Below are 19,065 nucleotides of genomic sequence, written 5' to 3'. Positions count from 1 at the left end.
GCCGGTTTCTCTTCGGTCACCTCCGGGCTGACGTAGAGTAGATGAGGTTTAAAAACAAAAGGAGTATCTCGTTGTCTGCAATTCGAGTTGCGATCGCAGGGTTGGGGAACTGTGCTTCCTCCCTGATTCAGGGTGTGCACTATTACCGGGATGCCGCTGATTCTGATGTGGTACCCGGATTGATGCACGTACGTTTCGGCGATTATCATGTCAGCGACCTGGAGTTCGTGGCGGCCTTTGATGTCGATCAGGCCAAGGTGGGGCTGGACATTGCTGAGGCCATCACCGCCTCGGAGAATAACACCATTACCCTGGCCGAAGTCCCTGTTACCGGTGTACAGGTCCAGCGTGGCCCGACCCTGGATGGTCTCGGGAGGTACTACCGCGAAACCATCACCGAATCTGTCGCTGATCCAGTCGATGTGGCCCAGGTCTTGCGCGATCGTGAGGTCGACGTGCTGGTCTCCTATCTTCCGGTGGGCTCTGAAGAGGCCGATAAGTTCTACGCGCAAGCTGCCGTGGACGCCAAGGTGGCCTTTGTGAATGCACTACCGGTCTTCATTGCCGGGACCGAAGAGTGGTCGCAGAAGTTCACCGAGGCCGGGGTGCCGATTGTCGGCGACGATATTAAATCCCAGATCGGGGCCACCATCACCCACCGCACCATGGCAGCACTGTTCGAAGCCCGCGGGGTAACCGTGGATCGGACCTACCAGCTGAATGTCGGTGGCAATATGGACTTCAAAAACATGTTGGAACGCGAGCGGTTGGAGTCCAAGAAGATTTCCAAGACCCAGGCGGTGACCTCTAATCTGGACACCGAACTGGAGGACCGCAACGTCCATATTGGCCCGTCTGACTACGTGCAGTGGCTCGATGACCGCAAGTGGGCCTTCGTCCGGCTGGAGGGGCGCAACTTCGGTGATGCTCCGGTGTCGTTAGAGTACAAACTCGAAGTCTGGGACTCCCCAAACTCCGCCGGTGTGATCATTGATGCGGTCCGGGCTGCCAAGATCGCTTTGGATCGTGGCATCGGTGGACCGATCCTGTCGGCCTCCTCCTATTTCATGAAGTCCCCACCGGTCCAGCACCGCGATGAGCACGCCCGCGAACTGGTGGAGGCCTTTATTCGTGGCGAGATTGAGCGCTAGGTGTCTGTTTTCGGGTTCTAGCAGTCTCGAGTCCTAGAAGATATTCAGAATCTCACCGGTGGAGTCTGCAACGTCCATCGCCTCGGCAGCGGGATGTTTCGGTAGCCCGGGCATGGTCATAATCCGTCCGGTGTAGACCACCACGAATCCCGCACCGGCTCGTAGCCGCACGCGCTGGATGGTGAGCTGAAACCCGGTCGGTGCCCCGAGTTTTGTCCGGTCATCAGAGAAGGAGAACGGGGTTTTGGCCACGCACACGGGCAGATACTCCGCCGGGGTACCCGCCAGCTCGTCCAACTGTTTCAGTGCTGCCGGGGAATATTTCACCCCGTCAGCCCCGTAGATCGTGCGGGCAATCACCGAGATCTTCTCCTGGAGGGGCAAGCCCGCCAACTCCTGCGGACTGAGGGGATCCGGGGCGTGCTGCTCGGCCTGCTCGCGCCGGTGTTGTTGGTGGGGAGTCTGTTGCAGCTGGTCTCGGATCACCCGAGCCAAGGCTTCGGCCCCGTCGGCACCCTGCCCCCACGCTGCACAGATCTCGGCGGTTACCCCTAGGGCCTGGCAGTGGTCGATCAGCCAGGTTATCTCCTCCTGGGTGTCGTCCGGGAAGGTGTTGATCGCCACCACCACGGGACGGTCATAGTGCGCTAGGTGGTCCAGGTGCCGGTCAAGGTTCGCCACGCCGTCCCGTAGCGCCTCCGGATTGACCTGGTTGGCTTCATCCACGCTGACCCCACCGTTATATTTCAGTGCCCGGAGCGTGGCGACCACCACGATGGCATCGGGGCTGAACCCTCCAGCCGGGCCGGTGATGTGCATGAATTTTTCGGCGCCGAGATCAGCCCCGAAGCCGGCCTCGGTAATCACCACATCGGCTAGCGCCCGGGCGGTATTGGTGGCAATCACCGAATTGGCGCCGTGGGCAATATTGGCGAACGGTCCGCCGTGCACCAACGCGGGGGTGCCGGACAACGTTTGGACCAAATTGGGATCCAGTGCATCATTGAGCAACACTGCCATGGCCCCTTGGGCACCCTCGGGCCCCAACTCACCGACGGTTACCGGCTTCTGGTCATAGGTGTAGCCGATGATCATCTGCGACAGTCGTTGCTTCAAATCCTTCCGGTCGGTGGCCAAACAGAAGATCGCCATGGTTTCGGTCGCCACCGTAATCTCGAAACCATCTTCTCGGGGCACCCCTTGGGTGCGTCCCCCCAGTCCAATCACGGTGTGACGTAGTGCCCGGTCGTTGAGATCCACGCACCGTTTAATGGTGATGGTGCGCGGGTCAATGCCTAGCTGATTGCCCTGGTGGATGTGGTTATCCACCAGGGCACACAACAAGTTGTGCGCTGCCGAGATGGCGTGTAGGTCACCGGTGAAGTGCAAATTGATCTTATCCATCGGCACCACCTGGGCGTACCCGCCGCCGGTGCCACCACCCTTGAGTCCAAAAACCGGACCCAATGACGGCTCACGCAAGGCCAGGGCCGTGTTGACCCCGATGCGGTTCAACCCGTCAGCCAGCCCGATCGCGACGGTGGTCTTCCCTTCTCCAGCCGGGGTCGGGGAGCAGGCGGTGACCAATACCACTTTGCCCGGACTGCGCTGAGCATCCGCGTTGTCGGTGAGCCCGAGACCGGTGAGATCAATTTTGGCCATGGTGTGGCCGTAGGGAATGAGATGTTCGGCTGAGACTCCCAGCCGCTCGGCGATCGCGTGAATCGGTTGCAGAGTGGCTGTGGCAGAGATCTCAGCGTCGTTCATACCTCCAGCCTAAACGTTGTTGTGCCGACCTCGGAGTTTCGCGACGAACCAGATGACGAGCGCGATCACAATCAAGGCCACCACTACGCCGGTGGCCACCGGCCACCGGGTGAAGAAGTAGCTCAGCGCCCGGAAGGAGACCACACCGACAGTGGCGTAAATCGCCGCCCAGGCTGCCCCGCCCACTGCGAGCGCGGGGACGTAACGGAACCACCGCATCCGGGTCACCCCGGCGGCGAAATTCACCAACGTTTGGAATCCGATGGTTAGAAAGCTCAACGCCACCACTGGGGCGCCCCACCGGTCAATCGCTCGCTCGGCGCGCTGATACCCGTCGGTCTGTAATACCCGAGCCAGCCGAGTGTGCGTCCGACCCACCCCGATGCGAATGCCACGACCTAGTAAATAGGTGCCGCCGGCGCGGGCCCAGATCACCACATAGAGCCCCAACCAAATCACGAACCACGGTGCGGTCCACGACATCGGGTTGTACCAGACTCCATCACTCATCCCTCGGCTCCGCTTTCGTCTGGGATTCGGGTTGTTGCTCCCACCAGCGCAAGAGCTCGGCTTCGGCTTCCTCGGCGGTGTGCGGGCCCTGGTCCAACCGCCAGTCCAGCAGATGCTGGTAGGCACGTCCGACCAACGGTCCCGGGGAAATCCCCAGGATCTGCATGATCTGTTGGCCGTTGAGATCGGGACGGATCTTCGCCAATTCTTCTTCGGCCGCCAACTGCTCAATGCGTTGTTCGAGGTCATCATAGGCGTGAGCTAAACGGTTGGCCTTACGTTTATTCTGGGTGGTGACATCCGAGCGGGTCAGCGCGTGCAAATGGTGCAACATGTCCCCGGCATCGGTCACGTAGCGGCGCACCGCCGAATCACCCCAGCCAGCATCTCCGTACCCGTAAAAACGCATGTGCAACTCGACCAAAGTGGCCACCGCCCGGATGGTTTCTTTATCAAAGCGCAAAGCCTTCATCCGGGACCTGACCATCTTTGCTCCGACCACATCGTGGTGGCGGAAGGTCACCGCCCCGTTTTTCTCAAACCGACGGGTGGCGGGTTTGCCGATATCGTGCATCACCGCTGCGAAACGGAGCACGAAATTCGGTGCCGACACATACTCCGGTTCCCACTCCATGGCTTGCTCCAGCACCTTCAGCGAGTGCTGGTAGACGTCCTTATGATGGTGGGCGGCATCCATGGTCAGTCGCAGGGCCGGCAGTTCGGGGAGCACGTGCTCAGCCAGTCCGGTCTGGACCAACAGTTCCAAACCGGCCCGCGGATCGGCCCCGATCATCAGCTTGACCAGCTCATCACGGACCCGTTCGGCAGAGATGATGTTAATGCGTTCGGCCATCTCGATCATCGCGGTGCGTACGTCATCGGCTACCGACAAGCGCAATTGCGACATGAACCGGGCGGCCCGCATCATCCGCAACGGGTCATCGGAGAATGAAGCTTCGGCTCTGCCCGGAGTTCGTAGCATCCCGGCGGCCAGATCCCGAATGCCACCGAAGGGATCAACCAGATCGAGGTCGGGGAGTTTCAGGGCCATCGCGTTAACGGTGAAATCCCGGCGCAACAAGTCATCAGTGAGGTCGTGGCCGAAGACCACCTGCGGTTTGCGCGATTCGGGGTCGTATTTTTCGGCCCGGTAGGTGGTGATCTCCACCTGCCAGCCGGCCTTACGGGCCCCGATGGTTCCGAACGCGGCCCCAATATCCCAGATCGCATCCGGCCAGGTGCCCAACACCTCAGTAATCTGCTCCGGAGTGGCGTCGGTGGTGAAATCCAGGTCCACAGCCGTCACCCCGAGGAAGATATCGCGCACCGGTCCGCCGACCAGAGCCAGCTCGAAACCGGCCTGCTGAAATATGTTACCCAGTTCTACCACGAGCCCCGGCACCGTGGCTCCGTGAGGAAAACCAGCGGGTAACGGTCGTGCAGCGTTGAGTGCGTGGGCGTCGTCGGGGTGTTGAATCACAGTATCGTCTCGGCGTGGTCTCTGGGTGGTTGGTTGGTGTCGCTGGCGAATCGTGGGCATCCAGTCGTAGCTTCAGTTCGGTGATGAGGTAATCGGGATAGAGTGGACAACATGTCTCGTTTTCGGTCACCACGACGCCCCTGGAATAGCTGGGGCTCCGGTACGCCCGAAAACGCTGAACCCACACGCCCGGCACGAATCGATCGTTTCGATCCTACACGGCGTACCCCCCGTCCGCGCGAGGATGCCCAATTGCCCACAGTGGAAGAGATTTCGGCCGGGGGCATGGTCGTGCGGGAACGTCTCGGCCGGCTCCAGGTAGCCATCATTGCCCGCTATAACCGCGGAGGCCGGCTGGAATGGGTCCTGCCCAAGGGCCATCCGGAGGGTGAAGAAGATCACCACGCCGCCGCCGAACGAGAAGTCGCCGAAGAAACCGGGATCTCGGGAACAGTGCTGACTGCGCTGGGCTCCATTGACTACTGGTTTACCGTTCCCGGACACCGCGTGCACAAAACCGTGCACCATTTCTTATTGCGTGCCACCGGCGGGAATTTGACCATTGAGAACGATCCCGACCACGAAGCCATCGACGTTGCCTGGGTCGACCTGGAACGGCTCTCTGCTCGCCTCAGCTTCGTCAACGAACGCCGAATTGTCGAAGTCGCCCAAGAGGCGCTACCAGAGTACTTTACCCACGTACCGGTGACATTCCGGTCCCGACGCGTCATCCCGCTTCGTCGCCGACTACCATCCGGGCTCATTCCGGAGAATCTGCGCCCCACACCAGCGACTCGGGACCGGAACAACGAGTCTACCGACACATCACAGAATCTCGGCACACCCGGACAGCAGCACCACTCCGCCGGGCCCGAAACGGTAGGCTCCTGCCAGCAGACCGAGGATCGGTCCCCTGCCGATCACCCAGGTCAGTCCGGTCAGGATGCCGCGACTCAACCCACCACACCACCAACCCCGTTCGAGTTGATGTTGCGGGTACAACGCTTCCGCCATCCGTCTGGGCCCTCGAAATCATCCCAGCACCCACCCCAGGAAGATCAGCGGTGAGCGAGCGTCCTGTCCCTGAAGACCAATCGAAATCCTCTGCCGGAGCTACCAAAGCCTCAGCGCTCATGGCCTCCGGCACTTTAGTGTCTCGAATTTTAGGCTTCGTTCGTACGTCATTGCTCGCCGTGGCCATTGGGTCCACCGCCTTAGTCGCTGACGTCTTCGAATCCGCCAACACCATCCCCAACGTGATCTACATGTTGCTGGCCGGTGGTGTCTTTAACGTAGTGCTGGTACCTCAGCTCATTAAGGCTGCCAAAGCACCCGACCGGGGCGCCGACTACACCTCCCGCATCCTGACCCTCGCCTTGTTGATCATCGGGGCCTTTACGATCGCGATCACGCTGTGTGCCTATCCGATCATGAATGCGCTCACCCTGGGCTGGTCGGAACCCAAGCTCGCCTTAGCCACCGCTTTCGCGTTCTGGACGTTGCCCCAGATCTTCTTCTACGGGATGTATGCCATCATCGGGCAGATCCTTAACGCTCACGGACGCTTCGGCGCCTATATGTGGGCGCCGGTAGCCAATAACGCGGTGGCCATCCTGGTGATTGTGGCCTACATCGTCACCTTCGGCCATTACACCGGAATGTCGGATGAGGACCAATTACTCGCTTGGTCCCCTACCCACACGGCAGTCTTAGCTGGAGGCCACACCCTCGGCATTGCTATCCAGGCACTCGTGCTGTTGTGGCCGCTGAAACGTTTGGGACTGGGGCTGAAACTGAAGTTTGGCTGGCGCGGGATGGGATTGCGCACCACCGGTCGGCTGGCCGGATTCACCATCATCACCATGCTGGTCGGCAACGTCACCAACCTACTCATCAACCGCCTGGTCACCGGAGCCACTGAGGCGCGGTCCACTGTCGCCGAAACCCCCGAAGCCGCTGCCGCGGTCCCCGGCCTCTACGCCCTGAACGTCTCGCAACTGATTACCGTGCTCCCACACTCGGTGTTCGTGCTGTCGATCGCCACGGTGCTGTTCAACCGGTTGACCCGCTCCCTGCAGGACCGCGATACCGTCGCAGCCCGGTGGACCACCGGCGCCGGGCTGAGTAGCTTCGCGGTACCGATGATGTTTGCCATGATGGTAGTGCTCGTCTTGGCTGCCCCGATCGGGCGACTGTTCTCCGGATCTTCTGACACCGCTCCCATCTCCGCGGCAGCAATCGGCCAAATCCTGGTGCTACTGGCCATTGGCATGCCCTTCCGCTCGGCACACTTCTATCTGTTGCGCGTGTTCTACGCCTCCGAGAACGCCACGGTGCCCATGATCGTGCAGTGCACCGCTTCGGTGCTCACGCTGATCTCGGCCTATCTGCTTGCCCCGATCATCCCGAACGCCTCCCTGGCACACCTGATTGCGCTACTGTTCACGGTGGTGCACATCATTCAGTTCCTCATGGTGCACTTTTTGACTCTGAAGCGGTTCGGGAACTACCACACGAGCAAGGTCTTCACCGCCTACCTGCGCACCGGGTATGCGGCCGTGGCCTCCGGGCTGGTTGGCGCGTTGGTGCTGTTGCTCTTGGGTGGCTATCACAGTGGGTTCCCCTACGCCTCGATTCTCACCGCACTGATCACCTGCGCGGTGGTCGGAATCGTGATGCTCGCGGTGTATCTGCTGGCTTGTCGGGCTTTCAACGTCAAAGAACTCGACGACTATCTCGGCCCTTTGATCAAACGTTTCACGCGCTCGACCGAGTAAAACTCTGGGGTAATCCCGTGTGATTGACGCACAGCGTCGCCAGGGTGCGACTACCATAGAAGATTAGGTCGAATAAATGGTCTCTGCCGACCATGACCAACTTTTAACCCGACCCTGGAGGAAAGATCGTGGCACAACTCGACGAAGGTAACGTGCTGGGCGGACGGTACCTGATTACCGGACAGGTCTTGGCCACCGCTGAGCAAGATGTGATCCTTACCGGACTCGATCAAGTACTCAATCGTGAAGTAATGATTCTGGTGGCCTCCCCCGATCACGCCTCCCAGGTCGCAACCTCAGCCCGGCAACTGGCTACCGGAGAACGTTCCTCCGACGTTCAAGTCCTGGACCTGGGCTTGTCGGACGACCGCACCTACCTGATTTCCGCCGGGGAGACTGACCCACAGTCCTTACTCTCCCTGGTAACCGGCCACGAGGTCTACGTCGAGCCCTTTTACACCGAGAACCTGGGATCCGAAATCTTCGGTGAATCTCGGTCCTACGAGCCCCAGACCTACGACGACGATGACGAGTACTACTCCAGCCTAGATTCCGATGTGGCCGCCAGCCGGGAGCAACAGCCACATCGGTCGAAATTCCTCAACCGGATCTCCGATCGCCTCAACGACTCGTTGAACCGCACCGACGATCCCTCCAAGCTCGTCCGTCCTGGAGACACTCCCCACCCCAACACGACGTCCCGCCCAGCCCGCGATGCCAGTGCGGGTGCCGCTGTTGCCGGCGTGGGTGCCGGCCCGACACGTCACGATGACCACGATGACCACTCGGGCCAAGGGGGTCAGGACACTGACCACGGCCCGCGTCACGCAGATCAGGAACCGACCGAACCCGTGAGCCATTCGGGCTCCGAGTCGGTACAAACCGGTCCGATTCCGGTGATCGACGACTCTGACGACACCCCGGAGAAGACAGGTCAGGAACCGGCCGGTCAGGCTCCGGCTGCTGAAGCAGCCGCCGCCAGTGTCGAGGCATCAGAGGTTCCCACAGCTAAGGACCCAGCACCGCAGAATGTTCAACAACGCGTCGCCCAAGCTATGGGCAATTCCGCCACAGTCGGTGGTTCCGCCTCCGCACCCCAGCCGGCCACATCCGGTGGCGGATACGGCGACAGCTATGCGATGGAATACGCCGAAGAACGCCAGGGCGGCGGGACCGGTCGATGGATTGGCGCTGTCCTGTTGCTCTTGGTCCTCGTCGTCGCCGTCGTGCTGATGTTTACCTTCCTGGGACGTGGCGGTTCGGAACCCGTGGCCGAGCCGACGTCTTCGGCCCAGCCCAACGAGCAGGGCGAGCAAGAGCCACAAGATGGCGAGTCCGCGGATGAAGAGGCCTCACCGGTGGCCCCAGCGCCGTCTATTGCCGGCATCTCCCGCGTGGTCCCCGATTCACCGAATCTTAGCTCCCAAACCGACGACCAGCTTCCGTTAGCAGTCGATGGTGATGCGGCGACCTCGTGGCGTTCATTGTCTTTTGCTCAATCGCAGTTTGGTGGTTTCGCCCGAAATCTTGCTCTCGTCGTTGAACTGGAGGAAGACTCGGAGATCACCGAGGTCAACATCGACCAGAACGGTGGATCCGGCGGAAGCTTCCAGGTACTCGTCTCAGATACTGAGAACCCGGCTGATGGAACTGCCGTAGCAGAAGGCTCCTTTACCGGGCCGAGCTACACCGCCTCGGTGTCGAGCGAGGATGGTGAGCCGGTTACCGGGCAGTATGTCATTATTAACTTCACTGATTTGCCACAGGCTGCCGATGCGTCCGCCGATTTGCCCTATGGGCTGAATATCGCTGAAATTACCGTGAATTAGGGTGATGGAATATCCGTCACGGCCTTACCGTTAAGGGTGGATGAAGAAACACACTGTGTACGTACATTACGCCGTTGGTTTCCAGCAAACCCGGTTGCTGATGTCGGAAAGTAGAGGTCATCACCGTGACGGAAGTTGATGCCAACGATGTCCGCAATGTGATCATCGTCGGTTCGGGTCCCGCTGGGTACACCGCAGCAATATATACTGCCAGGGCCAATCTCAACCCTGTGGTTTTCACTGGATCAGTCACCGCCGGTGGCGAACTGATGAACACCACCGATGTTGAAAACTACCCTGGTTTCCCCGATGGGATTTTGGGCCCAGAACTGATGGCCAATTTTGAGGCCCAGGCCCGCCGCTTCGGCGCTGACATTCAATATGAAGATGTGGTAGAACTCGATCTGGCATCCCATCCCAAGGTCGTGACACTCGGTAACGGGGACAGCTATCGTGCGCGTACCGTGATTATTGCCACGGGATCCGCATATCGTCACCTTGGGATTGACGGCGAACAACGCCTGAGCGGTTTTGGTGTCTCCTGGTGTGCGACCTGCGACGGTTTTTTCTTCCGCGATCAACAAGTCGCTGTGGTCGGCGGCGGTGACTCCGCCATGGAGGAAGCACTCTTCCTCACTAAATTTGCCTCAAAGGTCTACGTGATTCATCGTCGTGATGAACTCCGAGCATCCCACATCATGGCACAGCGCGCTCTTGAAAATGACAAGATCGAGTTCATCTGGGACTCCGTGGTCACACATCTCTCCGGAGAAGATAAACTTCACACTGCCGGCATTGAAAACCTGAAGACTGGCCAGCGCTCAACCCTGGATATCTCCGGCCTCTTTGTCGCTATCGGTCAGGACCCTCGCACCGAACTCGTCAAAGATGTTTTGGACCTCAACGATGATGGCACGATCAAGGTTGCGCATCCGTCTTCCCAGACCAACATTGACGGCGTGTTTGCCGCCGGAGACGTCATCGACCCTACCTATCGCCAAGCCGTCACGGCCGCCGGTACCGGCTGTGTAGCAGCACAAGATGTTGAACACTACCTTATAAATCTAGGCTAATACTTAGTTATCAACCTTTAGGAGTTAAAATGGCAACTATCGACGTTACCGATGCAGACTTTCAGGAGAAAGTCCTCGAGAACGATAAACCTGTACTCGTCGATTTCTGGGCAGAATGGTGTGGTCCGTGCCGGATGCTGACTCCCGTTCTGGAGAAGATGGCAGAAGAGCACGCGGATAAGATTACCGTTGCAAAGCTCAACGTTGACGACAATCCCCAGGTTGCCTCGCAGTACGGCATTACCAGCATCCCTGCGGTGATGGCTTTTAAGAATGGGGAGAAGGTCGCCACCTCGATCGGTGCGAAGCCACAGCCAGCACTCGAGTCTGAATTTGCGGACCTTCTGAAATAAGAATATACCGCGTTTTACCCGGGACGGTGGTTTCACGTGAAACCACCGTCCTCTTTTTTTACGATCTGTGCTCACCTATCGGTTCGCAGCTGTGGAACTCCAATGATGCTTGCTAAATCACCTGGAGTAGGAACTAACTCATACCCCTAGAACGATGCCCAATCATCCTCTTTTCGTAGGATTGGAGACACAATCATTGACCACGAGGTTGCATGTCCTCATACCCGCAACTATCCCGTCGAGAATGCCACCTTTCTTACTGCATGCTCTTACGCTGTAGCTCATTGATTTCGCACGGCTCGCTTTACCCTTAGCCGGGTTCTTGCTGAATGTGAAATTTGTTGTCAAACCAGGAGTACCCACGAGCATGACTGTCTACTCGGGACGCAATGTTTCACGTGGAACTTATGTATCCGGACCAGTCGGTATCACGCTCTCAGCCCTCGTTGATGGTATCAACAGCGACAGCATCGTGGCGTCTATGCACCTGTGATCTCGGAGAAAGGCGTCGCATTCAGAAGTCATGTACCACATGGGGAGCCGTGTTTCACGTGAAACAAAACGAGGCCCGACCTTACGGGTCAGGCCTCGCAAAAACTCTTCGGCTATTGACGTTGTGAAGGCTGGATCAGCGCCATGATCCTGTTCAGGTCTTCTACCGAGGCGAAATCGATGGAGATCCGGCCCTTCTTAGCACCTAACCGAATGTCTACTGTCGTATCCAATTCGTCAGAGAACATAGCAGCGAGATCATCGAATGTCTGTGTTCCACGTGAAACGCTTCGACGAGCATGAGGCTTACGAGAACGATAGAGACTCACGAGCTCCTCGGTGGCCCGAACAGACAACCCCTCAGAAACCACGCGGTCAGCAATTGTTTCCATCACAGCTGGATCTTCAGCACCCAATAGAGCGCGCGCATGACCCGAAGACAGGACCCGGGCCGCCACCTTAGACTGTACTGACGCCGGTAACTGCATCAGCCTAAGACTGTTGGAAATTGCTGGACGCGACTTTCCGATATTCTTCGACAGTTGCTCTTGAGACCACCCAAAGTCTTTCAACAGTTGCTCATAGGCTGCAGCCTCTTCCAGTGGATTTAGGTCGCTACGATGAATGTTCTCTACGAGCGCTTCCACGAGCATACGGTCATCACTTGCATCCCTGATAACCGCAGGAATAGACGACAACCCCGCAAAGCGGGAAGCACGGAAGCGACGTTCGCCCATGATTAACTCATACGTGCTCTCACCAATTTCACGCACAACAATTGGTTGTAGCACGCCCACTTCACGAATCGATGCGACCAGCTCTTGAAGCTCATCTTCGTCAAACTCCTGGCGTGGCTGCTGTCTATTCGGTGTGATTTGCTCTAGGTCAAGCAAAACTAGGCGACTATCTGATACAGGAACGCTCTGTTCGCCGTCCAGCGAACCCGTCCTCTGACTCCCTGAAGTCTCCCGGTGTGCCGCTAGAGGATTTGGCATCGATGGACGACGATATCGATCTCTGCGTTGATCCTGACCCTGCTCTCTAGATGTTTCAAAGAAGAGGTCTGAGGGACGAGACCGGGTACCGGCTGCTACACCAGAGTTCCCCGCTTGAGCATTGGTACCACCAGCAGGAGCGCCTTGGCTAGCCCCCTCGGACCCTTTCTCTGCCGGTTGAGACACATTCTCCGTGCTGTCTTCAGCATTAACTGGCCCCACCTCGGGTTGGATAAGAGCGCCCAGACCCCGACCAAGACCGCGTTTATTCTTCTTTGTACTCACGATAACCTCCCCTTATATGGTACCCGTTCCACGTGAAACGGCGTACACGCCACAGAGAAGGAGCCTCGGCACGAGGCAAACAACAAGATAACGCGATACTAACGACCTTGCTTACGTCCACGTTCAGCAATCTCGAGAGCAGCCTCTCGATAACTCAAAGCACCTGACGAAGCAGGATCATAAGTCATCACAGACTGCTGAAAACTGGGTGCCTCGGATATCCGAACATTACGCGGAATCACAGCATCAAGCACCTGATCCGGGAAAAACTCGCGAACCTCTTCCGCGACCTGAATCGCCAAATTGGTGCGACCATCGTACATAGTCAACATAATAGTTGATACTTCGAGTTCTTCGTTCAAATGCTTTTGAATCATTTGAATGTTCTTGGTCAGTTGGGATAGACCCTCAAGGGCGTAATACTCGCTTTGGATAGGGATCAAAACTTCCTTCGCTGCCACCAAAGCGTTGACAGTCAACAATCCCAAACTAGGAGGACAATCGATGAAGATGTAGTCAAGCCGTGGCAAGTCTTTTTTCTTCCGGTATTTGAGATACCGCGCTAGCGCTCTAGCCAGCCGATGCTCTCGCGCGACCAATGACACTAGTTCGATCTCCGCACCAGCCAGATCGATGCTGGCCGGGGCTACGATCAAGGAATCCGTTTCTGGGTTTTGTTGAACCACTTCGTGCAGCTCAAAGTCATTAATAAGAACATCGTAGATGGAGTCGGTACCCTGTGAATGCTCCACGTTCAGAGCAGTTGACGCGTTGCCCTGGGGGTCCACATCAATCACCATGACGTTCATACCGCCACGTGCCAATGCGGAGGCAAGATTCACCGTGGTGGTTGTCTTTCCAACGCCGCCCTTTTGATTGGACACAGTCAGAATACGTGTGCGCCCGGGCTTCGGAATCTTCTTGGAGTCCAAACGTTGCCGTCGTTTCGCCTCGGATGCGATCTCAGCAGCCAGCGGCGTAGCCGAGGATTGCGACTCGGCAGCCGTTGAGGAATCGTTATTGCTCATACGCGCTTTTCACACTCCGATGCCATGACGGCGACTCTATTGACTACCCCAGTCTATCCCCAAACGTTACCCTGACAACGGTCGTGGGAATCTCAAGCAGGTCATCCCCGCAGGTCAGGACTGCCACGTCCTTGGCCCGATGCGTGCGAAGTACTTTCTGTGCCTTCGAAATTTCCTCCGCAGCACTACGTCCCTTGAGCGCTAGAAGTTCACCGTCTCCGTGCAAAAGCGGCGCAGTTAATGGGATGAGTGATTTCAAGGCAGACACGGCTCGTGCAGTCACGACATCAACGTCGAGGGTATCTACCACCTGTTCAGCCCGGGCACGCACCACATCTACATTATGCAAACTTAGGTCCCCGATCACGTCCTCTAACCACAGCACCCGTCGCTCTAATGGTTCAACAAGCACAAACTGAACGTCGGGTCGGGCTATGGCTAAGGCAATACCGGGTAAACCGGCTCCTGATCCAACATCGGCCACCAGTGCGCCCGAAGGAAACAATGTCTGCGCAACGGCGCAATTTAACACGTGACGTTCCCACATAATCGGGATTTCGCGTGGGCCCAAAAGGCCCCGTTCAACACCCGTCGTCACCAGATGATTCACATAACGCTGGGCAACCTCGCCCGCCTTGCCATAAATCTCCCGCACAGCACCTTGAATCCATTGCGGTTGTTCACTCAATCGGCTGATGGCTAAGGCGGTGTCGTAATCGACCTGCCCATGATGCTGATCCTCGGCCATAGGGATCCATCCTTCATCAGTTGTCGGCAGAAATGACCACGTGGCGGCGTGAGCCTTGCCCCTGGGATGCGCTGACTAGGCCCGCTTCAGCCACGACGTCGTGAATGATCTTGCGCTCATAGGGTGACATCGACTTCAGGTGTACTTCGTCCTTTTCGCCGTCCTTAATCTCAGCAATCGCGTCTTCAGCCAGTGAGCGAAGCTCAACCTCGCGTTGCTGTCGATGCCCGGCAATATCCAACACGAGTCGAGATCGTTGGCCGGTCGACGACAAGACCGACAGTCTTGTCAGTTCCTGGAGTGCTTCAAGGACTTTGCCTTTGGCACCAATCAAGCCCTGTAACCCGTCATCTTCACCGTCGGTGACGACAGAAACGTAGGTGCGGCCATTTCGCACCTCAATATCGATGTCTCCGTCAAGATCGGCAATGTCAAGAAGCTCTTCAATATAATCGGCAGCGCGATCGCCCTCTTCTTCGATCGTCGAGACCGACTCTTCAGTCTGTTGGGCTTCGACCCTCTGCTCATCAAGAGTATCGTCAGGATCGACGGCGTTATTGAGTTCTTCAGTAGTAGTCATCGTTTCTTTCTACTCTTTCTCACAGGTTGCTGGCGCTGGCCTTTCGGCTTATTTGCTTTCGCTTCGGCCTTAGCCCGCGCTTCCTCAGCTGCTTTACCAATGGGTTCAAGACCCTTTGCCACACGGCGTTCATTTAGCTCCCGTTCCGCCTGCGAGCCAGGGGCCGGGTTCCGACGAATAATGTAGAACTGCTGGCCAACCGCCCAGAAGTTTGTTGCGGTCCAGTAGACCAAAACGCCAATAGGAAAGTTGATGCCACCGATGGCGAACACCAAAGGCAAAACGTACAGCATCAGCTTCTGCGACTGCGCAAAGGGGCCGGTCATCGCTGCCTCAGTCATGTTCTTGCTCATCAGCATCCGTTGCATATAGAACATCGACGAAGACATCAAGACAATCATCACCGCAGCCACGATGATGACCGACCAGTCGAGGTTCTCACCGGTCGATCCCAGGAAGGTGTCCTGCATTTGTGCGCCGAAGATGCTCGATCTGGCAAATGAGGAGATTTCCTCATGGCTCAAGGCCGCGATGTTCTCGCCGTTTGCCGCTGCATGAGATGCCCCGTTAAGTACCTGATATAGCGCGAAGAAGAATGGCATCTGAACAAGCATGGGCAGACAGGCTGAGAATGGACTGGTCCCATGTTCCTTGAACAGCGCCTGCTGCTCCATAGCCATCGCCTGACGCGACAGCTGGTCTTTCTTCCCTTTGTACTTCTGCTGGAGTTTCTTAATTTCAGGCTGCATCGCCTGCATGGCACGCTGGGATTTGATCTGGCGCACGAAAAGGGGCAAGAGCAAGGTGCGGATGGTGATCACCAAGAGCACAATCGCTAGCGTCCAGGTCCAACCGGAATCATAGCCCAAGCCCAAAAAGCTCAAGAAACTGTGAAAAATACTCAGAATCCAGGAGACAACCCATTTGAAGGGAAACAGTATGACATCGAAAAAGCCCATGGCGTTCAGTTTTCCTCTGCTGTGTGTGAGCCGGGTTCTTCCGGTACTTGCGGGTGATTCAGTCTAATGATCTTGGGCAATTTACCCTCTGGCCAAACTCTATGACTTGGCGGAACCGGATCAACTCCACCAGACTGCCACGGGTGGCAACGAAGAATTCGCCACATGCCTAAGCCCATTCCTTTAATGGCACCGTGTCGATAGACAGCTTCGAGTGTATAGGCCGAACAACTCGGAAAGAATCGGCACACTTGACCATACAGTGGCGAGATCACAGCCCGGTACGCTATAAGCACCGAGGCAACAGCATCAGAAGGCAGGGCACGAAACCGACCCCACTGCTTTCTCGGGCTTAACGTGATGTAGGGCGATTCAACGGGCATACCTTAGTCTTCTGCCATTTCTGTCATGCTTGTTCTGTCACGCTGGGCCATTTTCTTCATCGCGTGTAGCCATTGGCCAGCCACATCGGACCTTAACTCATGATAGTCAACCTGAGCTGACCGAGGCAGAGCACGAATCACAACATCTTGCGCAGGTGAAGAATGATCTCCCACGGGGAAGTGGTCCTCTTGGAAAAGACTGGCTACAGCAGCACGCAAGCGTCGTTGTACGGTTTTGCGCGTAACCGCATTGCCCACTGCCTTTGAGGTGATGAATCCCACCCGCGTTGGGCTAAGACCTTCAGGATTCTCACTCTGTTGCTGAAAAGCCACAGATACGACAATGTTCCGGCCCCCAGCGCGGGTGCCGGAACGAATTGTCCGTGAAAAGTCCTTGCCCTTTCTGATCCGGTTCATTCGTGGCAACACGCGATCACGACCGGCAGGTACTGCGCTAAAGGATCAAAATAGTTAGGCAGAAACGCGCGCCCGGCCCTTGGCCCGGCGTGCTGAAAGCACTGCACGACCGGCCCGGGTCCGCATCCGAGCACGGAAACCGTGCTTGCGGGCGCGACGGCGGTTATTCGGCTGAAAAGTCCGCTTACTCATGGTTAATTCTCCAAGCTATATGGTCTTGCACCGTACACCCAGGACGTCAGTCATCCACCAGGCGTTAATGAACTCGGTGTCAGTTCAAGGTCATTGGTCTTTGAATAGCGCACTACGCTACGCGGTAGCACGAACACAGACCTGTCAAGAATAGTTACTTTCCGATCGATGCGTCAAATCCACGAGGATACACTTTCTCAACAACCTTCGCACATGCTGTGAATAACACTGTGCATAACTCTCATTTCCCGCGTGATCACGCTAGGCTATTACCACTGGTCGTTGGCACGACCAGTTGTCCTGTTCATGTTCAGACCCCCTCGTGGTCATGGGACCAGGGCGGTCTCACGGCCTGAACTGGACAGTCCACAACAGCAGTTACGATAGGTCACTAACATCACGACCACAGCGGTTGTGAAGAGGAGAGTCTCGTGGTTCCAGATGACTCAATCACAAGTTCGTGGCGTCACGTTGTCCAAGAGATCAAAGACACAGGACAAGTCAGTGCACGTCAAATGGGGTTTTTGGATCTGGCAGTGCCTCAAGGGCTGATTGGGAACACACTTCTTCTCACCGTGCCAAATGAACTCACTCGACAAGTTCTTGAGGGCCAATTACAGGCTACTCTGAGCCAGGCCCTGCACAAGGTCTTTCAAACTGATCTCCGTTGCGCCTTCTCGATTGATGCAAGTCTGCAACCTGTCACCGCGGAACCAGTTCGCTCCTCCGAACCTTCCTATGACCGGCCTCACGCTGTGGATAACTACGTTGATAACTCTGCGCGACGGTTTGCGACAAAGGACTCGATTCGACCACGTCATGACCAGGATTACTCGAACCCCACCACGGTACTGAGCGCCAGAACGAACCCGGCTCCTAGTCCCGAACCTGAAACAATTGATGCAACCCCGGCAGACTCAGAAGAACGTACCCGGTTGAATCCTCGATACCACTTCGAGTCATTTGTCACAGGCTCATCCAATCGATTTGCGCACGCGGCAGCCAATGCGGTGGCTGAAGCCCCGGCGAAGGCCTATAACCCGCTGTTCGTTTACGGAGAGTCTGGGCTGGGTAAAACTCACCTGCTACACGCCATCGGTCACTACGCCCAAGAGCTTTATCGCGGTCTGCGAGTCCGGTACGTAAACTCCGAAGAATTTACGAACGACTTTATTAACTCCATTCGTCATGATGAGGGTGCCAGCTTTAAGCAGATCTATCGAAACGTCGACATCTTGCTGATCGATGACATTCAGTTCATGGCCAATAAAGAAGCCACGGTTGAAGAGTTCTTTCACACCTTCAATGCTCTGTACAACAACAATAAGCAAGTGGTAATTACCTCTGATCTACCACCAAAGCAACTTTCGGGTTTCGAAGAACGACTACGGTCCCGCTTCGAATGGGGTCTCACCACAGATATTCAACCGCCAGATCTAGAAACTCGTATCGCGATTCTGAATAAGAAGGCGGAATCTGACGGTCTCTATGTCCCCACAGATGCCCTGGAGTACATCGCTTCACGGATCTCTACGAATATTCGCGAGCTGGAAGGCGCACTTATTCGCGTTGCTGCCTACGCTTCGTTGAATCGTCAGCCGATTGACTATTCTCTGGCTGAGCATGTTCTCAAGGACTTGATCCCTGATGCCGATTCCCAGGAGATTACGTCTGGATTGATCCTTGACGAGACCATGAAGTACTTCGGTTTCACACTCGAAGAGTTGCAATCGAAATCTCGAACCAAAAAATTGGTCAATGCCCGGCAGATCTCGATGTACCTACTCCGTGAGCTAACGGAGATGTCCCTACCACGCATCGGTGCAGAGCTTGGCGGACGAGACCACACCACCGTGATGCACGCGTACCGAAAGATTCGTGACCTGATGGGTGAACGTCGCACGATCTATAACCAAGTCATGGAGCTAACCAACCTCATCAAACAGGCAGCACGTAATAAGCACAACTAATCGCTAGAGATACCCCTGTGATATTCAAGTCACTCTCAGCTTGAAGATTTTCTTTTATTCACCTCAAGTTCAACTT

17 protein-coding genes and 1 pseudogene are annotated in these 19,065 nt (G+C 56.7%); 7 read left to right on the top strand and 11 right to left on the bottom strand.

Annotated features, from left to right (window positions below; genetic code table 11):
- The first annotated feature begins 41 nt into the window (after nt 1-41).
- The gene (locus DYI20_RS04825) at nt 42-1,151 is read left to right on the top strand and encodes an inositol-3-phosphate synthase (RefSeq protein WP_208392265.1); all 1,110 of its coding nucleotides are present in this window, start codon (nt 42-44) and stop codon (nt 1,149-1,151) included.
- 33 nt (nt 1,152-1,184) lie between these two features.
- On the opposite strand, the gene DYI20_RS04820 is transcribed toward DYI20_RS04825, so the two are convergent.
- Genes DYI20_RS04820 through DYI20_RS04810 form a run of 3 tightly spaced genes read right to left on the bottom strand, consistent with a single transcriptional unit; the run spans nt 1,185 to nt 4,968 of the window.
- Nucleotides 1,185-2,918 (bottom strand): formate--tetrahydrofolate ligase, encoded by a 1,734-nt coding sequence (locus tag DYI20_RS04820; RefSeq protein ID WP_122548973.1) that lies wholly within the window; start codon nt 2,916-2,918, stop codon nt 1,185-1,187.
- A gap of 9 nt (nt 2,919-2,927) precedes the next feature.
- A complete protein-coding gene (locus DYI20_RS04815; protein WP_243857762.1) occupies nt 2,928-3,428 on the bottom strand; it encodes a DedA family protein in 501 nt (166 codons plus the stop codon).
- Complete coding sequence (locus tag DYI20_RS04810; RefSeq protein ID WP_122548971.1) at nt 3,421-4,968, bottom strand: CCA tRNA nucleotidyltransferase; 1,548 nt, start codon at nt 4,966-4,968, stop codon at nt 3,421-3,423. Before DYI20_RS04810 ends, DYI20_RS04815 begins: the two co-directional genes overlap by 8 nt.
- 51 nt (nt 4,969-5,019) lie before the next feature.
- Here DYI20_RS04810 and DYI20_RS12560 point away from each other — a divergent pair.
- From DYI20_RS12560 to trxA, 5 genes and pseudogenes are all read left to right on the top strand, one after another.
- A pseudogene (locus DYI20_RS12560) lies at nt 5,020-5,598 on the top strand (NUDIX domain-containing protein); the annotation flags it as partial.
- A gap of 374 nt (nt 5,599-5,972) precedes the next feature.
- Nucleotides 5,973-7,685, top strand: a complete 1,713-nt coding sequence (gene murJ / locus DYI20_RS04800; RefSeq protein WP_233242753.1) for a murein biosynthesis integral membrane protein MurJ — start codon at nt 5,973-5,975, stop codon at nt 7,683-7,685.
- A gap of 128 nt (nt 7,686-7,813) precedes the next feature.
- Entirely contained in the window at nt 7,814-9,514 is a 1,701-nt protein-coding gene (locus DYI20_RS04795) for a hypothetical protein (protein WP_122548969.1), read from the top strand.
- Nucleotides 9,515-9,633: 119 nt separating this feature from the next.
- Nucleotides 9,634-10,587 carry a thioredoxin-disulfide reductase gene (trxB, locus tag DYI20_RS04790; protein ID WP_122548968.1) on the top strand — a complete coding sequence of 318 codons (954 nt, stop codon included), beginning with the start codon at nt 9,634-9,636 and terminating at the stop codon, nt 10,585-10,587.
- A gap of 29 nt (nt 10,588-10,616) precedes the next feature.
- Entirely contained in the window at nt 10,617-10,940 is a 324-nt protein-coding gene (gene trxA / locus DYI20_RS04785) for a thioredoxin (RefSeq protein WP_122548967.1), read from the top strand.
- Nucleotides 10,941-11,545: 605 nt separating this feature from the next.
- Here the strand turns inward: trxA and DYI20_RS04780 are convergent.
- The 8 genes from DYI20_RS04780 to rpmH form a co-directional block, all read right to left on the bottom strand.
- On the bottom strand, nt 11,546-12,325 hold the full coding sequence (locus DYI20_RS04780) for a ParB/RepB/Spo0J family partition protein (RefSeq protein ID WP_243857761.1): 780 nt from the start codon (nt 12,323-12,325) through the stop codon (nt 11,546-11,548).
- A 485-nt stretch (nt 12,326-12,810) separates the two neighbouring features.
- A complete protein-coding gene (locus DYI20_RS04775; protein ID WP_110110665.1) occupies nt 12,811-13,740 on the bottom strand; it encodes a ParA family protein in 930 nt (309 codons plus the stop codon).
- A 43-nt stretch (nt 13,741-13,783) separates the two neighbouring features.
- Complete coding sequence (rsmG, locus tag DYI20_RS04770; RefSeq protein ID WP_122548965.1) at nt 13,784-14,488, bottom strand: 16S rRNA (guanine(527)-N(7))-methyltransferase RsmG; 705 nt, start codon at nt 14,486-14,488, stop codon at nt 13,784-13,786.
- 16 nt (nt 14,489-14,504) lie between these two features.
- Nucleotides 14,505-15,068: a Jag family protein gene (locus DYI20_RS04765; RefSeq protein ID WP_122548964.1), complete on the bottom strand. Its 564-nt coding sequence runs from the start codon at nt 15,066-15,068 to the stop codon at nt 14,505-14,507.
- Nucleotides 15,065-16,027, bottom strand: coding sequence for a membrane protein insertase YidC (gene yidC / locus DYI20_RS04760; protein WP_110100919.1), 963 nt, complete (start codon nt 16,025-16,027; stop codon nt 15,065-15,067). The genes DYI20_RS04765 and yidC overlap by 4 nt, the downstream gene beginning before the upstream one ends.
- A gap of 5 nt (nt 16,028-16,032) precedes the next feature.
- Complete coding sequence (gene yidD, locus DYI20_RS04755) at nt 16,033-16,410, bottom strand: membrane protein insertion efficiency factor YidD (protein WP_110100920.1); 378 nt, start codon at nt 16,408-16,410, stop codon at nt 16,033-16,035.
- 3 nt (nt 16,411-16,413) lie between these two features.
- Nucleotides 16,414-16,827 carry a ribonuclease P protein component gene (rnpA, locus tag DYI20_RS04750; protein ID WP_208392264.1) on the bottom strand — a complete coding sequence of 138 codons (414 nt, stop codon included), beginning with the start codon at nt 16,825-16,827 and terminating at the stop codon, nt 16,414-16,416.
- 54 nt (nt 16,828-16,881) lie between these two features.
- Nucleotides 16,882-17,019, bottom strand: a complete 138-nt coding sequence (gene rpmH, locus DYI20_RS04745) for a 50S ribosomal protein L34 (RefSeq protein ID WP_110100922.1) — start codon at nt 17,017-17,019, stop codon at nt 16,882-16,884.
- Between the two features lie 431 nt (nt 17,020-17,450).
- Here rpmH and dnaA point away from each other — a divergent pair, with 431 nt between their 5' ends.
- Nucleotides 17,451-18,989 (top strand): chromosomal replication initiator protein DnaA, encoded by a 1,539-nt coding sequence (dnaA, locus tag DYI20_RS04740; RefSeq protein ID WP_122548963.1) that lies wholly within the window; start codon nt 17,451-17,453, stop codon nt 18,987-18,989.
- The last annotated feature ends 76 nt before the right edge of the window (nt 18,990-19,065 follow it).

It is taken from the genome of Auritidibacter ignavus, assembly GCF_003703835.1.
Taxonomy (GTDB): domain Bacteria; phylum Actinomycetota; class Actinomycetes; order Actinomycetales; family Micrococcaceae; genus Auritidibacter; species Auritidibacter ignavus.
The sequence above is the reverse complement of the archived record's forward strand: the minus strand, read 5'-3'. Positions and strand labels throughout refer to the sequence as shown.